Genomic DNA, 18,052 nt, shown 5'->3' with positions numbered 1-18,052 from the left:
CAAGGCAGCCATGACTAATCTCTCATGGGTGCCTATACAAAAAAGCCAGGAAGAAATTCCTGGCTTTTTATTTATCTCCGATTTTCTACACCTGGTCGCGCTCCAGGAAAAAAGCATAATGCTGGGAATAAAGCTCGCTGCCTTTTTCCAGTATGGATTTATACACCCGCGCCGCTTTTAACCCTTCCTGCGTGTGATGCACCAGCGGAGACATGAGACGGATCACGTAATCCATCACATCCATTTGATTGCTCGACTCATTTACCCCTCCTGCCAAGCTTTCCTCTGGGGTCTCTAGCTTTGTCAGGGCAAGTGCAGACGGGGCGGCGACCAGATCTGAGACATCAGCATACTGCAAATGCTTGCCATACTCCTGGCTGTATGCCAACCAATCCAGCAGCACCTGCTGCTGGTACCCTTGTGCGGGTAACAGACTTTCGCGCTCCAGCACATGCCATAATCTGGTCCTGCCTTTGTCGTCTGGCTGCATCCAGCCTTCATTGCATAACTGCTGCAATAACAAAGGCAATGGCAGGCTATTCGTCCAATGGCCGCGAATACCCCGTTCCATGCAATCAATCCGGTAGGCCCGCTCAAGATAAGCAGCATAAGGCTGTATTGTTGCCAAGAAGGCCTTCTGCAGATCGAATGAGGCGACAATCTTGGGGATATCCAGTCCCAATTGATGCAATTTGTAGCCGTTGTTGACCCGATGAAGCAAAGCTTGCCTTTCTTCATCATCATCCGCCGCATCAAGAAGTGATTTCAGCAACTTGATGGCGCTGGCAACGCAAGCGTCATCCTCTGTGGCATGCAGCGTAAAGTAATGCGGCTGAACCTCTTGCTCGCTCAACTCGTAAGCCGCAATCAGCATCGGCAGAGAGACTTGCTCGTATCCCAAGTTGAATCCAATGATTTCCGGCAAGTAATCGTCGACATGGCGCCCCAATGCCAACCTGATCGCTCCTTGCACGTAATACTGGTCATCCAAACCATACCAATCTGAACAACCGTTTTGGTCAAGCAGCTTCTGGTATAGCTTGACTTGGTTGCAACATTCGTCGCCATCACCCAGGTTTCGGAGATAAATCTTGCACAACGGCGCAAACTTGGCCTCGCGCCAATGCCTGAGAAAACCATATAGCCAGGCACCCTCTACCATACGGCTGGGAGCAACAGACTGCAGGAAGTGCAATGCATGCGCCTTGCAGGAGAAATATCGCGCTTTCTGCCCGGCATGCCTGTCGGCCAAATACGCCCGGTAACCAGCTTTTACCCGCGCACAACGCTGCTCCAGCCATTGAGGTAATGCTGCCATCTCGTCTGGCAAATCGCTCTCAAGCGACTCTGCTTCGGCCAATTTCCCATTAAGAAACGTTCGTGCGGATTTATATGCGCCATCAACATCAGCGCGGCGAACCAAGGCATGGAATAAATCACGGGCGGGAGCAGAGGCCGCTTGAGAAAGCGGCTGCGGAGGATTACGCTTGAATACTATCGAAGAAACATCGCGCCTGAATACCAAGCTTGGAATAGCGCCTGACACGACGCCCCGATCCAGCGTAACCTCTTTCATGATACACCCCCCCGCATTACAAGCCAGTAAGATTAAGATATAGGGAATTATCTAGAAAAGTAGACCCGCATACCGTCAGACAATTCCGCCGGTTTTCGTAGGAAAATCAACACAATCACGAGAAAAGCATACATTCCCTTTATCTTTCAATTAATTAAGGCGTTCAATGAAAAACTCCCGACCTTTTCAGGACCCGCTTCTCCCCAAGCTCTGCTCCTCTTACTCGTTATAAAACACATATTGGCTTTGACTTTAAGCAAACAAGAAAATAAAATAGCGGGCTTGGTTGAATCCTATGGGTTCTGGTGATGTAGCTCAGCTGGTTAGAGCACAGGATTCATAATCCTGGGGTCGAGGGTTCAAGTCCCCCCATCACCACCAAAACACAATCCAAAGCGGTTCAACTGAAGTCATCAAAGCCCGTAAATCCTAAAGATTATGGGCTTTTTTGTTTTTTGGCGTTCAGTCCGGTCCATTGCAATCCATCACTCGATGGGGGCATAATTGGGGGCATGTACCCAACAGGGGATATTTGATGCCCCCAAATGAGGAAAAATGCCCTATGAAGCTGAATGATATAGCTGCAAAAGCACCTGACGCAGCAACAATGAACGCTTTGCTATAACCAAACTGCCTCCTCGGTTGCCGGGACAATTCAATACCCAGCATGGCTCGACTTTGACAAACGCTTAGATCAGATCAAACAATTAAGATTAGCGCATCAAGATGCCCTTCTGAGTAAACGCCTGCTAATGCCCACTGCTTTCGCACTGGCGATCCCAACATCAATTGCCATTACCTTGCTAAGCCTTAAAAGTTCGGCCCAAGGCCTTCTTGCAAGACAACGCTTAGCCTCACTTCCTTTTCTCCGTTAATGTCTTCTCACAGCCTTGCCAGATATCGTCTCATGTTTGTCCTTTCTCCGATTAGGTACATTGAACCGGCTTGGCTTGAATTCAATGTCATACATTACCAAAGGAGAAAGTCATGTTTTCACATAATAAGCGTTTGCAATACACCGTCCATGTCTCGGAGTCCAATCCCGGGTTGGCAAATTTGATGCTTGAACAGTTTGGAGGCCCTCAAGGCGAGCTTGCCGCCGCCTGTCGATACTTCACGCAAGCGATTGCCGAGGATGATCCTGGGCGCAAGGATATGCTGTTCGATATCGCCACGGAAGAGTTAAGCCATCTCGAGATCATCGGCACGATGGTTTGCATGCTAAACAAGGGCGCCAAAGGAAAACTGGCGGAAGGGATCGACAGCGAAGCTGAAATTTATCGTTCATTGTCGGGCGGCGGCAACGATAGCCACATCACGCAACTGCTCTATGGCGCAGGAGCGCCTTTGACCAACTCTGCAGGCGTGCCCTGGTCGGCGGCCTACATTGATACCATAGGCGAGCCGACTGCCGACCTGCGCTCGAATATCGCTGCAGAGGCTCGCGCCAAGATCGTGTATGAACGCTTGATCAACTTGACCACAGACTCGGGAGTCAAAGATGCGCTCACCTTTTTGATGACCCGGGAGATTGCTCACCAGAAATCCTTCGAAAAAGCCTTGTATGCTATCCAGCATAATTTCCCTCCAGGCAAGACGCCCGGAGACCCCCGCTTCACCAATCTCTACCTGAACATGTCCAAGGGAGATGAAATGCGGGGGCCATGGAACCAAGGAGAGCAATGGGAATATGTTCAGGATCCAGGCTCGCTTGGCCAAGGCGGCGGATTGGCTAGCGTTGAACTGAGCACGGATGAAGAAGCACTGAACCTGCAGATGGCACTGCGCACCCAGTCCAACCCAGAGGGAAACCCCTTGACCGGGGCGGAGTTAGGGATGGGGTCAGGCAAATCCGACGCCTTGCATTGATTCTTTTATTTCCGGCAAGCCCCGCAAGGGGCTTGGCCTTTTCAGGAAACTTTCACTTGATCGACAAGTCTCCCTCCCAGGAGGCGCTATCCATATGAGATCGTTACTTGCATTTGCTCTGCTGGCGGTGGCAATGCTTGCCCATGCCGACACAATAGATGAATCCAAAGAGGAAGCGCGACAGCGACAGCAGGTTGAGGCTATCAGACAATACGAGCGCAGCGGGCACCGCGAGCCTTTTGGTGGGGAGCGTGAGCGCATCGGCAATCCCCCTCAGCCCACTCCCAACGACGCATACGAAGATGGAAGCCAACTCCAACCCCAACGCAAGCAATATGACTGGCAGAAACGGTGACTCTCTTTTTTTAAGAGTCATGGCATAATGCAGAGGCAGGTTATCGATTAGCATTAATTAAACCCTACGGCCCGCATCCCCCCCGACAATGCAGAGAGGAAGACTTCCTTGAAAGCACCGACCATGCGTGACCACGCTCCAGATGCTATGGGAGAAGCAGAGTACCAGTTCCTGCTCAAGCTCAGCAATTCCATTCGTCCCCTCGTCAATACCGAAGAAATCAAGCAATGCGTCTGTAAGATGCTGTGCGAGGCGATGCCGGCCGAACGTGCCAGCTATGCCGAGATCAGTGCCGTCGGTGATGCCATGATCAACATCTCCTATCAGCGTCCGGGCATTGCAGAAATCCACGGCAGCTTCGAGCTCGACAAGTTCGGCAAAGGCCTGATGGATCGGCTGCGCATGGGAGAGACGCTCGTCATGCGGGACATCAAGCATGAGGATTCGTTAAGCGAACAAGAGCGCCATGCCTATGCTTCCGTCGGGGTGCAAAGCTATATTGCCGTCCCTTTGATCAAGCAATCCACGCTCATGGCAATGCTCTCGATCAATGCCAGCGCTCCCCGGCAGTGGTCTGCGCACGATGTGCTTCTGCTGCAGAAAGCGGCGGAACGTACCTGGGAAACGGTGGAGCGCGCACGCGCGGAGCGTGCCCTCAGCCTCACCGAGATGCGCTCTCAGCAGATTTTTGATTCCATAGATCAAGGCATGTGCATTATCAAGATGGTCTATGATGGCGCAGGCAATCCGATTGACTATATCTTCCTGCATACCAATGCCGCTTTCGCCAACCAGACCGGCCTTGTCAACGTCATCGGGAAAGGCATGCGCGAGTTGGCCCCCCAACATGAGCAAATCTGGTTTGACACCTATGCGCGCATCGACAGAACCGGCGTGCCGGAACGTTTTGAGCACCGGGCGGAAGCGTTAAAGCGCTTTTACGAGGTTTACGGATTCCGCATCGACGAACCGGAACAGCACACGCTCGGCGTCTTGTTCAAGGATATTTCCTCGCGCATAACTACCGAGCAAGCGCTCATCAAGGCCAACAAGGCAAAGGATGATTTTCTTGCCGTGGTGTCTCATGAATTGCGCAATCCGCTGAACCTGATCCTGCTAAATGCGGAGCTGCTGGGACGCCTGCCCGAGGCCAGTTCTCAGCCCATCATCCAACGCGTTGCGGATACGCTGAGCCGTACTGTCAAGAACCTCGCCACCGTGGTGGATGACCTGCTGGACTTGTCGCGCATCAATACCGGCAAGCTGGCGCTGCAACGCAGCCATTACCACCTTGAGAACCTGGTGGAGAGGCTGGCCACCTCCTTCCAGGATGAAGCCAGCCAGAACGCCGTCCCGCTAAGCCTCGAGTTGCAACCCGGGATTGTGATCTACGCCGACTCGACACGGATCGAGCAAGTGATATGGAACCTGCTTTCCAACGCATTGAAATTCACGCCATCAGGCGGCGCCATTCATATTTCCTTGTCGACACGCGACGAATGGGCGATGCTGGAGGTGACCGACACCGGCCAAGGTATCCCTGCCGATGTGTTGCCGCATGTCTTCGACATGTTCGTGCAGGAAGACTCTTCTTCCTCGCGGATCAACAACGGCCTTGGCATCGGTCTAGCCCTGGTCAAACAGATTGTGGAGTTGCATCAAGGGAGAGTGGAGGCCTTCTCCCAGGGCAAGGGCATGGGCGCAAGCTTTCGCATCTTCTTGCCGCTGAGTCACTCAGCCACCCAGGAAACCAGCCAAGCGAAACCCGGACCGGAACGACCCACTCGCCTCCTGCTGGTGGAAGACAACGGGAATTCCGCCGAGTTGCTAGCGCAATTGCTCACCCTGGAGGGTTACGCAGTGGATGTTGCATTCGACGGCCAGAGCGGGCTGAAGCAGGCGACCAATGCCAAGCACGGCTATGACCTTATTCTCTCCGATATCGATATGCCCGGCATGGATGGTTTTCAGTTGGCCAGATTGCTGCGCGCGCACGAGAAGACTGCGGCGACACCGCTCATTGCAGTGACCGGCATCGCCCTCCAAGGCAGCCGCGACAAATTATACTCGGCGGGCTTCAATGATGTCGTATCCAAACCCATCACCATCGCTGCAATACACACGGCAGTAAAAAACCTGCTGCGTTAACGCAGCCGCTTGCGGAAACCTCGAAGGCAATGCGGCCATCACCCTTCCTCGTCGCTGCCACTTAAGCAATATTGAGGCTTCGCTGGCACTTGAACCTCTCCTCCATTCCGGGTTCGAACTATTTCCAACGGAATCCAGAAAGGAAAAATGATGGGGCAAGAAAACCAAGCGCCTTTATTCCCGGTCATTACGTTCACCACCACGCCCATCCCTGAAAATGGGCTCATCGTGTTTTCCCCGGCTTACCTGAGCGAATTAGGACAACAGCCGGAAGATGCCATCACGGGGCCGAACTACGCATTCACTGCCGATCAAGCCGTGGCATTGATTCTTGAGCTTCATCGCGCCATTGACCAGATGGAGAACTCGAGTTACCTAAAACGGTCGCTGCAAGACATCTAGCATGTCCTCTATCGCCTTACACAACACCTTTCTCCATCATGCCTGAAAGTGTCTTTTTAATGATAAATGACATAGCGCCTGCCTCTCATGCCGCCGTACCATTCATCAAAAAATCACAGATATTAACCAACGTTATGGACCGCAATCATGGCATTGCATAACTCCTGCAATGCATAATACGATCTATATAAAATATTCGTATATGTGATGTTGTTCGACAATTAAAATTATCGTTACCTGCTCTAGCTTTTTCATACTGCTTAATAGGAATTTCTAATGAAATGTCCCATGATTCCGCCAGATTAAACCGAACGCTTGCAAGCATTAGCAGCCTATGGATTAGGTTCGGACCGGCCGCTTCCGGCACTTGAACCGGTGGTACAAATCGCTGCCCGCATGTTCAACATGCCAGTGGCAGCCATCAACATGATCGGCAGCGACCATGTATTTTTCGCGGCCAGTACCGGGGTCGGGAATGTGGACATGAGAAGGGACGTTTCCTTCTGTGCCCATGCCATTAACCAGACCAATGTGATGGTCGTGCCCGATTCCCATCTCGATGAGCAGTTTCACGATAATCCCTTAGTCCTCGGGCCTGCCAATTTGCGTTTCTATGCAGGCGTCCCGTTGATTTCACCTGACGGTCATGCGCTAGGAGCCTTATGTGTGATCGACGGCCAGCCCAGGGAGTTTTCCGGGGAAGATTGCGAGCGCCTACGCGAACTTGCCAAGATGGCAGTGGATCGCCTCGAGCTGCGCCGCCTGGAAATCTCGACAGAGCAATCTCGCCAGCCGTTCGAGGAGTTCGCGCGCAACTCGCCCACAGCAGTTGTCTGGTTTGATGCCCATCGCAACATTGTGACCTGGAACCAGGCCGCCGCAGCGCTGCATGGTTATCGCCTGGATGAAGGCGAAGGCTTGCTCGTCGATCAATTGATTCCGGAACGGGAACACCCCATTTTCCATCAATTGGTCGCACAAACGGTAACAAGCGGTAACCACCGGCACCTTCGACGGCATATCCATGCCGGAAGCCACTCATGGCCTGCGCAAGGATGGAAGCGAATTCGAACTGGGGCTTTCCCTCTTCTGCTGGCAAGAGCATGGCCAGCTTATTTTCAATGCGCACCTGCAGGACATCACGGCAAAAAAGCGGGAGGAAGCGGAGCTGCACCGCTTGGCCACTACCGACCTGCTGACCGGCCTGGCGAACCGCGGCCGCTTTTATCGTGAAGTGGAACAAGCCTTGGTCGCTGCAAAACCGATCGCCGTCTTGATGCTCGACCTCGATGGATTCAAGGATGTGAATGATACGCTGGGGCACGCGGTAGGAGACAGCATCCTCCGCGAAATCGCCCATCGACTGGAGCATGCGCTGGCAGGCTCCGGCTTGGCAGCCCGCATCGGCGGCGACGAATTCGCGCTGCTATTGCACGAATTAAAGGACCCTGCGGAAGCACAGGCTGTTGCACAGGCCTTGATCGAGGCGCTGGTCGATGCGATTGTGATCGACCATCATGAAATTCGCATCACGACCAGCTGCGGCGTAGCGATAGCGCCACAACACGCGCAAGAGGCGCTGGAGTTAATCGGTAACGCAGACTTGGCCTTGTTCCATGCCAAGCGCCTCGGCGGGGCGCAATCCTATGTATTCGTCCAAGCCCTCAGGATGGAGGCGGTGGCGCGCCATCTTTATGGCCTGGAATTGCACCGGGCGGTGCACGATGGCGAATTCGTCCTCTTCTACCAACCGCAGGTCCGCTTGTCCGACGGATTGTTGGCTGGGGCCGAAGCGCTGATCCGCTGGCGGCACCCCGAGCGCGGCTTGCTGTCACCGGCGGCTTTCCTGCCTGTGTTGGAAAACGGACCGCTGGCGGCAACGGTAGGCAACTGGGTGCTGGATGAAGCCTGTGCCCAAGTGGCGCAATGGCGGCGTCAAGGCTTGGCGGACTTCCGCATGGGGGTCAACCTGTTCGGCGCACAGTTCCGGGTGGACGACCTTGCGAAGACGGTCATCTCTATGCTTGAGCGCCACGGATTGCCGCCCTCGGCGCTGGAATTGGAAATCACGGAAAATACGTGCTCGAGCATGACGAGTTGGCACTCGAATCCATACGCCGTTTGCGGGAGGTCGGCGTCGGCATCGCCTTTGACGATTTCGGCACAGGATACGCGTCGCTCAGCCTGCTCAAACATTACCCCTTAAGCCGTATCAAGATAGACCGCTCTTTTGTCCAGGGAATGCTGGAGTCGCAACAGGACAATGCCGTCGTCAATGCCGTGATTGAGATGGCGAACGCATTTTCGTTGGATACGATTGCGGAAGGCATTGAAACTGCGGAACAACAAAAGGCCTTGCTTGAAATTGTCTGCTCCGAAGGCCAGGGATATCTTTTCTCCCGCCCTTTGTCTGCCATCCAGTTCGCTGACATGTTCGGCTTGGATCACTACCTATCCAGACGGGCTTGAATCGTCTATCAAGATAGCAGATCGGACAACGCCGCTCAGCAAGCGTCGGCTGCAAATTCTTGGGATGCTCAGTCATCTTCTCTGACAAAACTCCAGCTCTTGCACAGCCATTATTTGATCTTATCCCGGCCGTTTCCAATGCAAAAGCGAGGGGTAATTTTCCCAATTAGCGGAAGAATTTTGATCGCCTATTTAATAGACCACATTCAAAATTAAGGGCGTGAGCAGCTACTGCCATGCATGCTGCAAGCGGCGGCTTTCACAAAAATTAAACTTCCTGGTTACAGTAAGCTCCAAGCAATAACCAATATTATCCTGACATATTGACGATTACCATTTTTTCTATTTTTGACCTCGACCATATTGTTTCTGAATAAGTGGCGATGTTGTGATCGCCTTGATTTAAATATGAATTGATATGATCGCCAACCTGGCTTCCCGAAGCGGTAGTGTTATCATTTTTCTTTCATTGTATTGATATATTCATTGTTTTATTTTTAAGGTTAATTTGAATATAATGCCGGATCGAAGTGAATTAATTCAGATGATTTCAAAGAATGATTGCTGCATTTCTTCACTGGCGGTATCTTGAATTTATTTCCACATGACCACAAACAGGACTGACTCATGGCAACTATTGATACAAAAAGAGAAAAGCTGAAGCAAAAGATTTCTGCTCTGACAGAGCAATTGGAAGCGCTGGAAAAAAAACCAGTGGAATTGAACCGTCAAAGCGAAGGCATGCCAGAACTGATCGCCGCATTTGACGCAGTAGTCAAATCGCACAAGGTTGCCGCGGTCGACGTATTCGAAGTATTGCTCAAGGCAAAAAGAACCGGGCTGACGCTGGTGAAAAAGGCTTAATCCAGGTCAGTTTTATCCAGGGGCGGACAGGGTTCCGCCTTTTTTATTGCCCTTGATAACAGTTTTTACAACAGCCAGTCGATGGGCATTATCGACAATATTCTCACAAAAAAACGCTGCATCAGGGTGGTGCCCGGGTCAACGCTGTACCGCTGCTCCACCCCGTCCTGGTATGACAGCCAATACAAGCGGTTATTTTCATCCAGCCGGACTTCATAAGCGCTCTCCGGCACATCCGCCTTGAATGCCTGTTCCATCTGCTGGGCCAGTCCCGGGCTTTCGATCATGAAGCCAAGTTCTGTATTGAGCTGCGCTGAACGCGGGTCGAAATTGAACGAGCCGATAAATACGCGCGAACGGTCAATGGTAAAAGTCTTGGCATGCAAACTGGAACCCGAACTGCCCAGTGCCCCCAGATACTTAGCCATGCCGCTTCCAGCCACCTGGCTGCGCATTTCGTACAGCCGTATGCCGGCCTGCAACAACGGCTTACGCCACTTTGCGTAGCCCGCATGCACCGCCACCACGTCGGTAGATTCGAGCGCATTGGTCAGGATGCGGATATTGATGCCCTTCCTGGCGAGCGCGGAAAACCCATCGACCCCGGCCTGGGTCGGCACGAAATAAGGAGAGACAAGGTCGACGCTCTCTTTCGGGTTGCGCAGGATGCGGGCCAGGTTGAACACCATCAGCTCATCCTTTTTTGCCTCTCCGGTAATCTTGTCAGGGCTATCGCTGATCAGCTCCACCTTGGACCAATCGAATGCATGCTGGCCCTTGATGAAATCATGGATGAACTGGCTCTCCTTCAATGCCTTGAGGTAGCCTTGCCCAGTGACGGTTTTTTCCGCCTTGTCTGCCGCAGCGCTCAATGCTTGCAACTCCTCATCGCTTGGGGCGGGAATCAGCACGCTCAAGGGGTAGGCTGATGCGCTGGCCCAGTAGCGGTCGAAATCCTGAGAGGTGTCGTCCACTACAGCGCCGATCGCCATGACATCGAGGTCTGCAAACAATATGCCGTCCGTCGCGCCGAAATACTCATCGCCGACATTGCGTCCGCCGATAATGGTCACCATGTTGTCGGCAGTGAACGACTTGTTGTGCATGCGGCGGTTGAGGCGCGAGAAATCCGTGAGAAAGCCCAGCGGCTTGAATGTTCGGAAAGGGAAAGGATTGAACAGGCGGACTTCGATATTGGGATGCTTGTTGAGCGCAGCCAGCCTGGCATCCATTTCACGACCGCTGATGCCGTTATCGTCCAGCAACAGCCTTACCCGGACGCCACGCTCCGCCGCTTTGCGCAATGCTTCGAGGAACAGTATGCCCGTATTGTCGTTGCGCCAGATGTAATATTGGACATCTAGGGTCTTTTGCGCGGAATGGGTTAACAGCATGCGCGCTGCAAAAGCACTGTAGGCATCCAGCAAAGGCATGATGCCGGATTCGCCCGGATGGGCGGCCTTGAGCGGCCGCATGGTCTGGCCCAACTGCGTGTCCGCCACCTCCTCCACCCGGAGCGCCATGGAAGGCGGCTTGTCGCTCTCACGCACCTGAGGCAAGCCGCATGCGAACAATGGCACGACCAACATCAGCATGATGCCTCGCTGGCACCAGGCCATGCCAGCATGCAGCCAATCCAGCTTGTTCAATCGTCTGGCCGGGGAGGCCCTCATGCTGCCATCTTCTTCATATTCTGGTTCTCTGTAAGAATAAGCCGGATGAGCTTCGCTGTGTGACACATGAATTGCCTCTCGGGTTCTTTGCGCATCATGAGAAAAATTAAGCCTCGCAGGGAAGATTGGAACAATCCTGGCAGACTATAATCAATGCATAATACAAATACAAACACCAGCAATTCACTATTCGATGGAAAAGGAGAACCGCATTATGACCAGCCACACTCGGCAATGGGGGTCGCAATCCTGGCTTTGGCTGTTTATTGTTGTCTTTATCAGCGCGGCGCTGCTTTACTACATTTTCGGCGGGCCGGCAGTCCCTGATAGTGCGGAGCAACGCAATGATCGTGCGGCGATACAGGATTGCTGGAAGCGCCATGCCAATTCCGCGCTTTCGCCCACGGAACTGAAATATGTCGCTGAAGCCTGCGAATTCATGGAAAACGAATTTGTCCTGAAATACCGGCAAAACCCCTGATCAGGGGCCTGATTCAGAATCACAGCCGCCACCCCACATGGCATATATCGGGGCACTCAAAAACGACTGAATACTAAAGGAAAAAATAACAACGCACGGTGCATCTGCCCGCCTCCCTTCATCATCTACTGCGTAAAGCTTCCCGGCTGGCAAATGCCGGATGCAGCGCGCTGATGAACAAACATTTGTGAAACGCACCTTGTGAATTTACTGCACACTAGGTGGCGGGCGGCCAGTTGGCAGACAACATCTATTTTGTGACAATAATGAACAAAAGCGAAGCATATCGCCGCACTATCAGTAAGCAACAGAAGTTGATCGTATCGGGGAATTTATTTGGGAAAGAACGCACATGGAAAGAATTCCATTATTGCAAGCACAGGTTGAAGCAATGGCAAGACAGTTGAACCAACGCACGCTGGAAAGCCTGGAATACCGCATTCTCATGAAGGCTGTCGTCGCGGCCCACCCCGACAAGGATACGTTATCGTCCTGCATTCAAGAACAACGGGACCGGCTTGTCGAGCAAGGCATCATTGGCAATATCGTCGAGGGGGACCGCGAATATCTCAATGAATATATAGAAAAATGGCTGGATCTCTGCCAGCAATGAGCCAGCCTAAAAGGGCTCGACCTAGGGGCATTTAACCTTATTGAAAAACACCTTGCCGTAACCGTCACGTGCGCTGTCCGGATTATCCGCAGGATAAGCCACCACTTTATAATCATCGCCTGCATAGCGGATCGCCTCTTCCGCTATTGGCTGAAAATCCTCAAGCGCACTCACGCTCTCATCTAGTGGCCGTATGGTGAAACCGTCTATTTCCATTTCCACCTCATGATGGGGCGAGGGCGTCTTGAGCTTGGCAATCAAGCTTTCCATTTCATTTGCCTCACTTCTCCACGTACCCTGATGCAGCCTCTATAGAGACAGATGCATTCGCAAGGTCTGGACGCTCCGCCTCGAACTGGGCTTTGCCGATGCGATACGCCTCCTCCACATCGGTCGCATCGACGTCATTGCTCCATAACGGCGGCTCGACAGCCGAGTGTCCTTTATAGCGCACATTGACCGTAAATAATGCCATCACGGATCGCCCTTTTCTCAATGCCGCAACGCGTTGTCCGCATCGGAGGGAATATGGCCGCGCCAGCCGCCCGCAGGCGCCTTGCGTGATTCCAGCAACTGACGGTAACGCTCAAGGTCTTCCGCAATCTTGAGCTCCAGCACACCCATCATGCTGGCGGCCGTTTCAGCCACGGTGTCGGTTTCATATTCAATTTCTAGACGCACGCGGGTGGAATGGACATCTACATGCTGGAAGGACACGACTCCAGTATTGCGTATGCCGGAAACGCTGCGCCACGCGATATGGTCGTCCGGCACCTGCTCGGTAATCTCGGCTTCCCATTCGACGGCCTTCCCGCCGATCTGCGCAAGCCACCAGACATGCCTGTCGTCCAGCTGTTTTACATTGACTACACTATCCATGAAGTTGGGAAAGGTCTCGAACTGGGTCCACTGGTTATAGGCAATATTCACAGGAACCTTGACGTCTATGGTTTTTTCAATGGTCGGCATATCAGACTCCATGCACACTTTACAAGAATGAAAACCAGTGTAATCGCCGTGTTATCCGCGCAAGAGCTGGCTTATTCCTAAAACCATGTCGGAAAAACCAACGGTTTTATACTGACACGTGCCAAAGGCCTGCCACTGCATGAGAAATTCATATAAAAAGTTGCGCGCTGACACAATCTTGAGTTAATTTTCGAATACCCATACTGTCCATGCCGGAATGCTAGGCAGCATGGCTCGCAATTTGATCTCTCGCCAAGTTTGAAAGGTTTCCCCCCGGATGGAGCACACGCCACTCATTGCCACCATAGTTGGAGGCCTGGTACTGGCTTTTATTTTCGGCATGCTGGCCAACCGCCTGAAGATGCCGCCGCTTGTTGGTTACCTGATTGCAGGGGTCGTCGTGGGCCCACATACCCCGGGGTTTGTCGCTGACGCCAACCTTGCCCATGAACTATCGGAAATCGGCGTAATCCTGCTCATGTTCGGCGTAGGCCTGCATTTTTCGCTGCGCGACCTGCTTTCGGTCAAATCGATTGCCATTCCCGGCGCTATCGTGCAGATCGCCATTGCCACGCTGCTCGGCCTTTCAATGGCATTGGCGATCGGCTGGCCGCTGGGAGAAGGCCTGATCTTCGGCCTGGCGCTGTCCACAGCCAGCACCGTCGTATTGCTCACCGCCTTGCAGGAACGGCGCATCCTAGAAACCAAGCGCGGGCAGATCGCGATTGGCTGGCTCATCGTGGAAGACATTGCCATGGTGCTCACCCTGGTGCTGGTGCCTGCGTTGAGCGGCATGCTGGGCGGCGAGAGCAACAACCTGGACGGCAGCGCCCTCCTCAACACCATGGCGTTGACCATAGGCAAGGTGATCGCCTTTGTCGCCGTGATGCTGCTGGTCGGACGCCGCATCATCCCTTGGCTGCTGGCACGCACTGCCGCCACCGGGTCGCGCGAGCTGTTCCGGCTCGCCGTGCTCGCGATTGCCCTCGGATTCGCGCTGGGTGCCACCTATATTTTCGGCGTATCGTTCGCGCTGGGCGCGTTCTTTGCCGGCATGATCCTGAGCGAATCAGAGCTCAGCCACCGCGCCGCGGAAGAATCCCTGCCGTTGCGCGATGCGTTTGCCGTATTGTTTTTTGTCTCGGTCGGCATGCTGTTTGATCCTTCCATCCTCTTTCGCGAGCCTTGGCTCATTCTCGCTACCCTCTTCATCATCGTCATCGGGAAATCATTGGCCGCCTTCGGGATCGTGCTGGCCTTCCGCCATCCATTGGGCACTGCATTGACGATTTCTGCCAGCCTGGCGCAGATTGGCGAGTTCTCATTCATCCTGGCCTCCCTTGGAGGCTCGCTGGGCCTGCTGTCAGACACCGGACGCGACTTGATCCTGAGTGGCGCGATTCTCTCCATCCTGATCAATCCGTTGCTGTTCGCCTGGCTTGACCGCCTGAAGCCGTGGCTGCTCAACCGCGAAGAGAAGCGTCCCCTCAAGGGCGAAAGCGGCGCACGCACCATCTCGTATCCCCACCTGCACGCCCATGCCGTCCTGGTGGGCTATGGACGCGTCGGCAAGCTGGTAGGCGCGTCGCTACGCCAGCAAGACCAGCCGTTCATCGTGCTGGAAGACCAGCCTGAAACAGTCCAGGCCCTGCGCGAGCAGGGTACCCCGGCCTTGTGCGGCAATGCCGCGGCGCCCGGCATGATGGAAGCTGCCAATCTCAAGTCCGCGCGCTGGCTGCTGGTCGCCATCCCTGACGCGCTGGAAGCAGGACAAATCATCGAGCACGCCCGCAAGATCAACCCGCAGATCGAAGTCGTGGCGCGCGCGCATTCCGACGCCCAGATCGAGCACCTGGAAAAACATGGCGCGTCCTACACCATCATGGGAGAAAGGGAAATCGCCAAGGGCATGGCGAACTGGGTGCGTGCCGGCGTGGAATGGTAGCCCTGTGACTTGGCGTCTGGAACTTGGCGCTAGCCAGGCTTTCGGTACGGCGCACGCTCGTCCAGCTCTTGCTGGTAGTGGCTGATGCCAACGCCTTCGCGTGAGACAAAGCGCCTGACCGCGGCCTCGAAATCGGCATGGGTGATATGATGGAATGAACAGGTTTCCCGCGCCACGAATCCGCGTGCCAGTTTGTGCTCCCCCTGGGCGCCGCCCTCGAAGAAGCGGATGCCCTGCTCGATGCAGAACTCCTGCGCTTGGTAATAGCACAGCTCGAAATGCAGGTTGGGGACATAAGCCAATGCGCCCCAATAGCGTCCATACAGGCAATCCGCATCGTACAGGTTGAGCGCTGCACCGATACGTCGGCCATCGCGCTCCGCCAACACCAGCATCACGTTGTCCGGCAGGCGCTCGCCCAGCTCGTGGAAAAATGCCTGGGTCAGGTAAGGGCTAGAACGGTGCTCGAGATAGGTATTGAGATAGCACTTGTAGAAAAAATCCCACTCGCGCTCGCTGATATCGCACCCGCGCAGGCGCCGGCAGCTCACCCCGGCCGCACCGACCCTCTTGCGTTCCTGGCGGATTTTCTTGCGCTTGTCATGCGTAAGGGTCATGAGGAACTCGTCAAAGCCGGCAAACCCCTGATTCTGCCAGCGGAATTGCACTCCCTGGCGCCTGAGCCAGCCTTGACCTGACAACATACTTGCATTTTTCGCGTCGGGAAACAGGACATGGACAGACGACAGCTGCAAGCGGTGCGCCGTATCGCGCAGGATATCCGCCATCCGCGCTTGCAGCACGGCATCATGCGACAATAGCCGCGCACCCGTAATCGGCGTGAAAGGCACTGCCGCCACCAGCTTGGGGTAATACTCCAGCCCATGCTGGGCATAAGCGTCCGCCCAAGACCAGTCAAATACATATTCTCCGTAGGAATGATGCTTGAGGTAGAGGGGCACGGCCCCTGCCAATTTGCCGTCGCGCCTGAATACCAACGGCATGGGTTGCCAGCCGGTGCCCTCGCCAACCGAACCGCTATGCTCCAACGCACTGAGGAAAGCGTGGCTGAGCAAGGGAGACCCATCCGTCAGCGCATTCCATTGCGCACTATCCAGCTCGCTCACGCCTGCGGCGATTTCAAGCTCGATGTTCATGGCGTCTCAACCGGTGAGAACCGCCATGGCCGAATTGCGGCAATTCCATATGCGCTGACTTTGCACCGAATGAGAAAAGACACCTTACTCTCCAATACTGGCGACACTCTAGAGTATCAGGATAATACGGCGGAAGCAGGCGAAAAAACACCACTACCCGCCGGTTGACGCGATAGTGGTGAAGCGGAGGAGAGGTTGAAATATTGGCAGCCATGGGCGTCGCAAAATCGCGACACCCGTGGTTAACACTTGTGGCTTAATACTACTTGCGCTTGCCCGCTGAATCGACGCCATGACCAATGACGCCGCCAATTGCTGCCCCGCCCACGGTGCCGAACGAACTCCCGCCCGTCAGCACCGCTCCCGCTACGCCGCCAATGGCGGCACCCGTAGCCGCATTCTTTTGGCGCGTGGACAATCCGGAACAACCGCTCAACATGGCGAGCAACAATAACCCTGCAATCGTTTTCTTCATTTCATTTTCCTTTCAAATTCCAGGTATTCACCCGGTACTGTTCAGATTGCAAAAACTAGGCCATTAATGATTTTTAAATTAAAATCAATTAGTTGATTAGAAAATTCACAACCAAGGGAGAGGGAAAGTTGAAAAATTGTCGCCAATAAAAGACAAAAGAAAAGCACTGTCCCGGCAAGGCAGTGCTTAAAGGTTTCACAAGGAAGATTTATTATTGGAATTCAGTCATAGCGCCCGCTTGGGAACGGCAACGCTCACATCCTTTACATCGTGCAGCGGCGCTGGTTCAGCCACATCCTGCAATTCTTTGTCCTTCTTCTCGAGCGCCTTGTGCTGACGCTCGGCAATCTGAGCCTGCATGACCTCAAGCTCGTTCATCGTAATCACGCCGTCGCCATTGAGGTCGAACTGTATGAAATGACGAGCCACCTGGGGAAGCATTTCCACCGCTTCCTCACGTGAAATCACCCCGTTGCCGTCTTTGTCAGCTTCTTGAAAACGCTCCAGAATGCGCTGGCGCATCATGCGCCTACGTTCTTCAATCTGAGCATGGGCAGCATCGACGCTGCGGGAGTATTCGTAAAGATCGCGCCGCAAGCGCTGGCGATCCTCACCAGAAATTTTTGCATCCAGGGTTTGATGGATATGTGCCGTCGGCACTTCCTGCGCATCGGCCGCCATATCGTCATTTGCATAACGTACGTTCGCAGCATGGACGACGCCGGCAACGCCCAGCAATACTGCCGTCATTACCAGCTTATGATGCCAAACCAGATCAGTTACCATCAACATAAAGCTAAACCGTACACTTGCAAGATCATATGATTCGCTCGCCTCTGTTTTAAGCTTACTTGCGCCCTCGCCAGCGGCTAACAACATGCGTGGCTCAGGAACCATTCAACCTCGCCATTGATGTAAAAATGTACTGGCAAGCAGTTGAATGAGGCGACATCATCCCTCATTGATGTAAACTGAGTGTTTCATATCGGCTTCTCATTGTAAAAAATTGTAACAATTATTGTGTGGGATTTTCCACCTTATGCAAACCCATAAGCT

General features: G+C 53.7%; 17 protein-coding genes, 1 tRNA gene and 1 pseudogene. 10 read left to right on the top strand and 9 right to left on the bottom strand.

Translation table 11 applies throughout. From position 1 onward, the window contains the following. Positions 1-85: 85 nt before the first annotated feature. Positions 86-1,318, bottom strand: a complete 1,233-nt coding sequence (locus ACKF11_RS01985) for an iron-containing redox enzyme family protein (RefSeq protein ID WP_407995765.1) — start codon at positions 1,316-1,318, stop codon at positions 86-88. 562 nt (positions 1,319-1,880) lie between these two features. On the opposite strand from ACKF11_RS01985, the gene ACKF11_RS01980 reads away from it, so the two are divergent. Beyond that, positions 1,881-1,957 (top strand) — tRNA-Met (locus ACKF11_RS01980). 606 nt (positions 1,958-2,563) lie between these two features. After that, positions 2,564-3,445, top strand: coding sequence for a manganese catalase family protein (locus ACKF11_RS01975; protein ID WP_309564559.1), 882 nt, complete (start codon positions 2,564-2,566; stop codon positions 3,443-3,445). A 103-nt stretch (positions 3,446-3,548) separates the two neighbouring features. Here ACKF11_RS01975 and ACKF11_RS01970 read toward each other — a convergent pair whose 3' ends face one another. After that, a complete protein-coding gene (locus ACKF11_RS01970; protein ID WP_407995764.1) occupies positions 3,549-3,854 on the bottom strand; it encodes a hypothetical protein in 306 nt (101 codons plus the stop codon). A gap of 54 nt (positions 3,855-3,908) precedes the next feature. Here ACKF11_RS01970 and ACKF11_RS01965 point away from each other — a divergent pair, with 54 nt between their 5' ends. From ACKF11_RS01965 to ACKF11_RS01945, 5 genes and pseudogenes are all read left to right on the top strand, one after another. Beyond that, a complete protein-coding gene (locus ACKF11_RS01965) occupies positions 3,909-5,948 on the top strand; it encodes a hybrid sensor histidine kinase/response regulator (RefSeq protein ID WP_407995763.1) in 2,040 nt (679 codons plus the stop codon). A 150-nt stretch (positions 5,949-6,098) separates the two neighbouring features. After that, positions 6,099-6,350, top strand: a complete 252-nt coding sequence (locus ACKF11_RS01960) for a BssS family protein (protein ID WP_407995762.1) — start codon at positions 6,099-6,101, stop codon at positions 6,348-6,350. Between the two features lie 396 nt (positions 6,351-6,746). Next, positions 6,747-7,583 (top strand): GAF domain-containing protein, encoded by an 837-nt coding sequence (locus ACKF11_RS01955; protein ID WP_407996027.1) that lies wholly within the window; start codon positions 6,747-6,749, stop codon positions 7,581-7,583. After that, positions 7,528-8,819: pseudogene (locus ACKF11_RS01950) on the top strand (putative bifunctional diguanylate cyclase/phosphodiesterase). Before ACKF11_RS01955 ends, ACKF11_RS01950 begins: the two are co-directional and overlap by 56 nt. A 627-nt stretch (positions 8,820-9,446) precedes the next feature. Next, positions 9,447-9,683, top strand: coding sequence for a hypothetical protein (locus ACKF11_RS01945; RefSeq protein WP_309564554.1), 237 nt, complete (start codon positions 9,447-9,449; stop codon positions 9,681-9,683). Positions 9,684-9,748: 65 nt separating this feature from the next. Here ACKF11_RS01945 and ACKF11_RS01940 read toward each other — a convergent pair whose 3' ends face one another. Next, positions 9,749-11,356 carry a phospholipase D family protein gene (locus ACKF11_RS01940; protein WP_407995761.1) on the bottom strand — a complete coding sequence of 536 codons (1,608 nt, stop codon included), beginning with the start codon at positions 11,354-11,356 and terminating at the stop codon, positions 9,749-9,751. A 214-nt stretch (positions 11,357-11,570) separates the two neighbouring features. On the opposite strand from ACKF11_RS01940, the gene ACKF11_RS01935 reads away from it, so the two are divergent. Further along, on the top strand, positions 11,571-11,837 hold the full coding sequence (locus tag ACKF11_RS01935; RefSeq protein WP_407995165.1) for a hypothetical protein: 267 nt from the start codon (positions 11,571-11,573) through the stop codon (positions 11,835-11,837). A gap of 391 nt (positions 11,838-12,228) precedes the next feature. After that, positions 12,229-12,450, top strand: coding sequence for a hypothetical protein (locus ACKF11_RS01930; protein WP_309564551.1), 222 nt, complete (start codon positions 12,229-12,231; stop codon positions 12,448-12,450). Between the two features lie 21 nt (positions 12,451-12,471). Here the strand turns inward: ACKF11_RS01930 and ACKF11_RS01925 are convergent, their stop codons facing one another. From ACKF11_RS01925 to ACKF11_RS01915, 3 genes are read right to left on the bottom strand one after another with little or no spacing between them, the layout of a single operon-like run. Beyond that, positions 12,472-12,720, bottom strand: coding sequence for a hypothetical protein (locus ACKF11_RS01925; protein ID WP_309564550.1), 249 nt, complete (start codon positions 12,718-12,720; stop codon positions 12,472-12,474). A gap of 10 nt (positions 12,721-12,730) precedes the next feature. After that, complete coding sequence (locus ACKF11_RS01920; protein WP_407995760.1) at positions 12,731-12,925, bottom strand: hypothetical protein; 195 nt, start codon at positions 12,923-12,925, stop codon at positions 12,731-12,733. A gap of 17 nt (positions 12,926-12,942) precedes the next feature. Then, positions 12,943-13,419 (bottom strand): SRPBCC family protein, encoded by a 477-nt coding sequence (locus tag ACKF11_RS01915; protein WP_309564548.1) that lies wholly within the window; start codon positions 13,417-13,419, stop codon positions 12,943-12,945. A gap of 277 nt (positions 13,420-13,696) precedes the next feature. Between ACKF11_RS01915 and ybaL the strand changes: the two genes are divergently transcribed. Beyond that, on the top strand, positions 13,697-15,364 hold the full coding sequence (gene ybaL / locus ACKF11_RS01910) for a YbaL family putative K(+) efflux transporter (RefSeq protein ID WP_407995161.1): 1,668 nt from the start codon (positions 13,697-13,699) through the stop codon (positions 15,362-15,364). A 29-nt stretch (positions 15,365-15,393) separates the two neighbouring features. On the opposite strand, the gene ACKF11_RS01905 is transcribed toward ybaL, so the two are convergent. From ACKF11_RS01905 to ACKF11_RS01895, 3 genes are all read right to left on the bottom strand, one after another. Further along, on the bottom strand, positions 15,394-16,521 hold the full coding sequence (locus ACKF11_RS01905; protein ID WP_407995759.1) for a GNAT family N-acetyltransferase: 1,128 nt from the start codon (positions 16,519-16,521) through the stop codon (positions 15,394-15,396). A 262-nt stretch (positions 16,522-16,783) separates the two neighbouring features. Continuing rightward, positions 16,784-16,996, bottom strand: coding sequence for a YMGG-like glycine zipper-containing protein (locus tag ACKF11_RS01900; RefSeq protein ID WP_407995159.1), 213 nt, complete (start codon positions 16,994-16,996; stop codon positions 16,784-16,786). Between the two features lie 225 nt (positions 16,997-17,221). After that, positions 17,222-17,893 (bottom strand): EF-hand domain-containing protein, encoded by a 672-nt coding sequence (locus ACKF11_RS01895; RefSeq protein ID WP_407995758.1) that lies wholly within the window; start codon positions 17,891-17,893, stop codon positions 17,222-17,224. Positions 17,894-18,052 lie beyond the last annotated feature (159 nt).

Origin of the sequence: Methylobacillus draconifructus, from assembly GCF_045984385.1 — a bacterium.
Taxonomy (GTDB): domain Bacteria; phylum Pseudomonadota; class Gammaproteobacteria; order Burkholderiales; family Methylophilaceae; genus Methylobacillus; species Methylobacillus flagellatus_A.
Note: the sequence above shows the minus strand (reverse complement) of the source record. Positions and strands in the feature narration are given on the sequence as shown.

Bases quoted from the DNA above. Each gene is read 5' to 3' on its own strand.
- ACKF11_RS01945 (WP_309564554.1), top strand. From the start codon at position 9,447: ATGGCAACTATTGATACAAAAAGAGAAAAGCTGAAGCAAAAGATTTCT.
- ACKF11_RS01930 (WP_309564551.1), top strand. From the start codon at position 12,229: ATGGCAAGACAGTTGAACCAACGCACGCTGGAAAGCCTGGAATACCGC.
- ybaL (WP_407995161.1), top strand. From the start codon at position 13,697: ATGGAGCACACGCCACTCATTGCCACCATAGTTGGAGGCCTGGTACTG.
- ACKF11_RS01905 (WP_407995759.1), bottom strand. From the start codon at position 16,521: ATGAACATCGAGCTTGAAATCGCCGCAGGCGTGAGCGAGCTGGATAGT.
- ACKF11_RS01955 (WP_407996027.1), top strand. From the start codon at position 6,747: ATGTTCAACATGCCAGTGGCAGCCATCAACATGATCGGCAGCGACCAT.
- ACKF11_RS01970 (WP_407995764.1), bottom strand. From the start codon at position 3,854: ATGCTAATCGATAACCTGCCTCTGCATTATGCCATGACTCTTAAAAAA.
- ACKF11_RS01920 (WP_407995760.1), bottom strand. From the start codon at position 12,925: ATGGCATTATTTACGGTCAATGTGCGCTATAAAGGACACTCGGCTGTC.
- ACKF11_RS01960 (WP_407995762.1), top strand. From the start codon at position 6,099: ATGGGGCAAGAAAACCAAGCGCCTTTATTCCCGGTCATTACGTTCACC.
- ACKF11_RS01895 (WP_407995758.1), bottom strand. From the start codon at position 17,893: ATGGTTCCTGAGCCACGCATGTTGTTAGCCGCTGGCGAGGGCGCAAGT.
- ACKF11_RS01900 (WP_407995159.1), bottom strand. From the start codon at position 16,996: ATGAAGAAAACGATTGCAGGGTTATTGTTGCTCGCCATGTTGAGCGGT.
- ACKF11_RS01915 (WP_309564548.1), bottom strand. From the start codon at position 13,419: ATGCCGACCATTGAAAAAACCATAGACGTCAAGGTTCCTGTGAATATT.
- ACKF11_RS01985 (WP_407995765.1), bottom strand. From the start codon at position 1,318: ATGGCAGCATTACCTCAATGGCTGGAGCAGCGTTGTGCGCGGGTAAAA.
- ACKF11_RS01925 (WP_309564550.1), bottom strand. From the start codon at position 12,720: ATGGAAAGCTTGATTGCCAAGCTCAAGACGCCCTCGCCCCATCATGAG.
- ACKF11_RS01975 (WP_309564559.1), top strand. From the start codon at position 2,564: ATGTTTTCACATAATAAGCGTTTGCAATACACCGTCCATGTCTCGGAG.
- ACKF11_RS01940 (WP_407995761.1), bottom strand. From the start codon at position 11,356: ATGAGGGCCTCCCCGGCCAGACGATTGAACAAGCTGGATTGGCTGCAT.
- ACKF11_RS01935 (WP_407995165.1), top strand. From the start codon at position 11,571: ATGACCAGCCACACTCGGCAATGGGGGTCGCAATCCTGGCTTTGGCTG.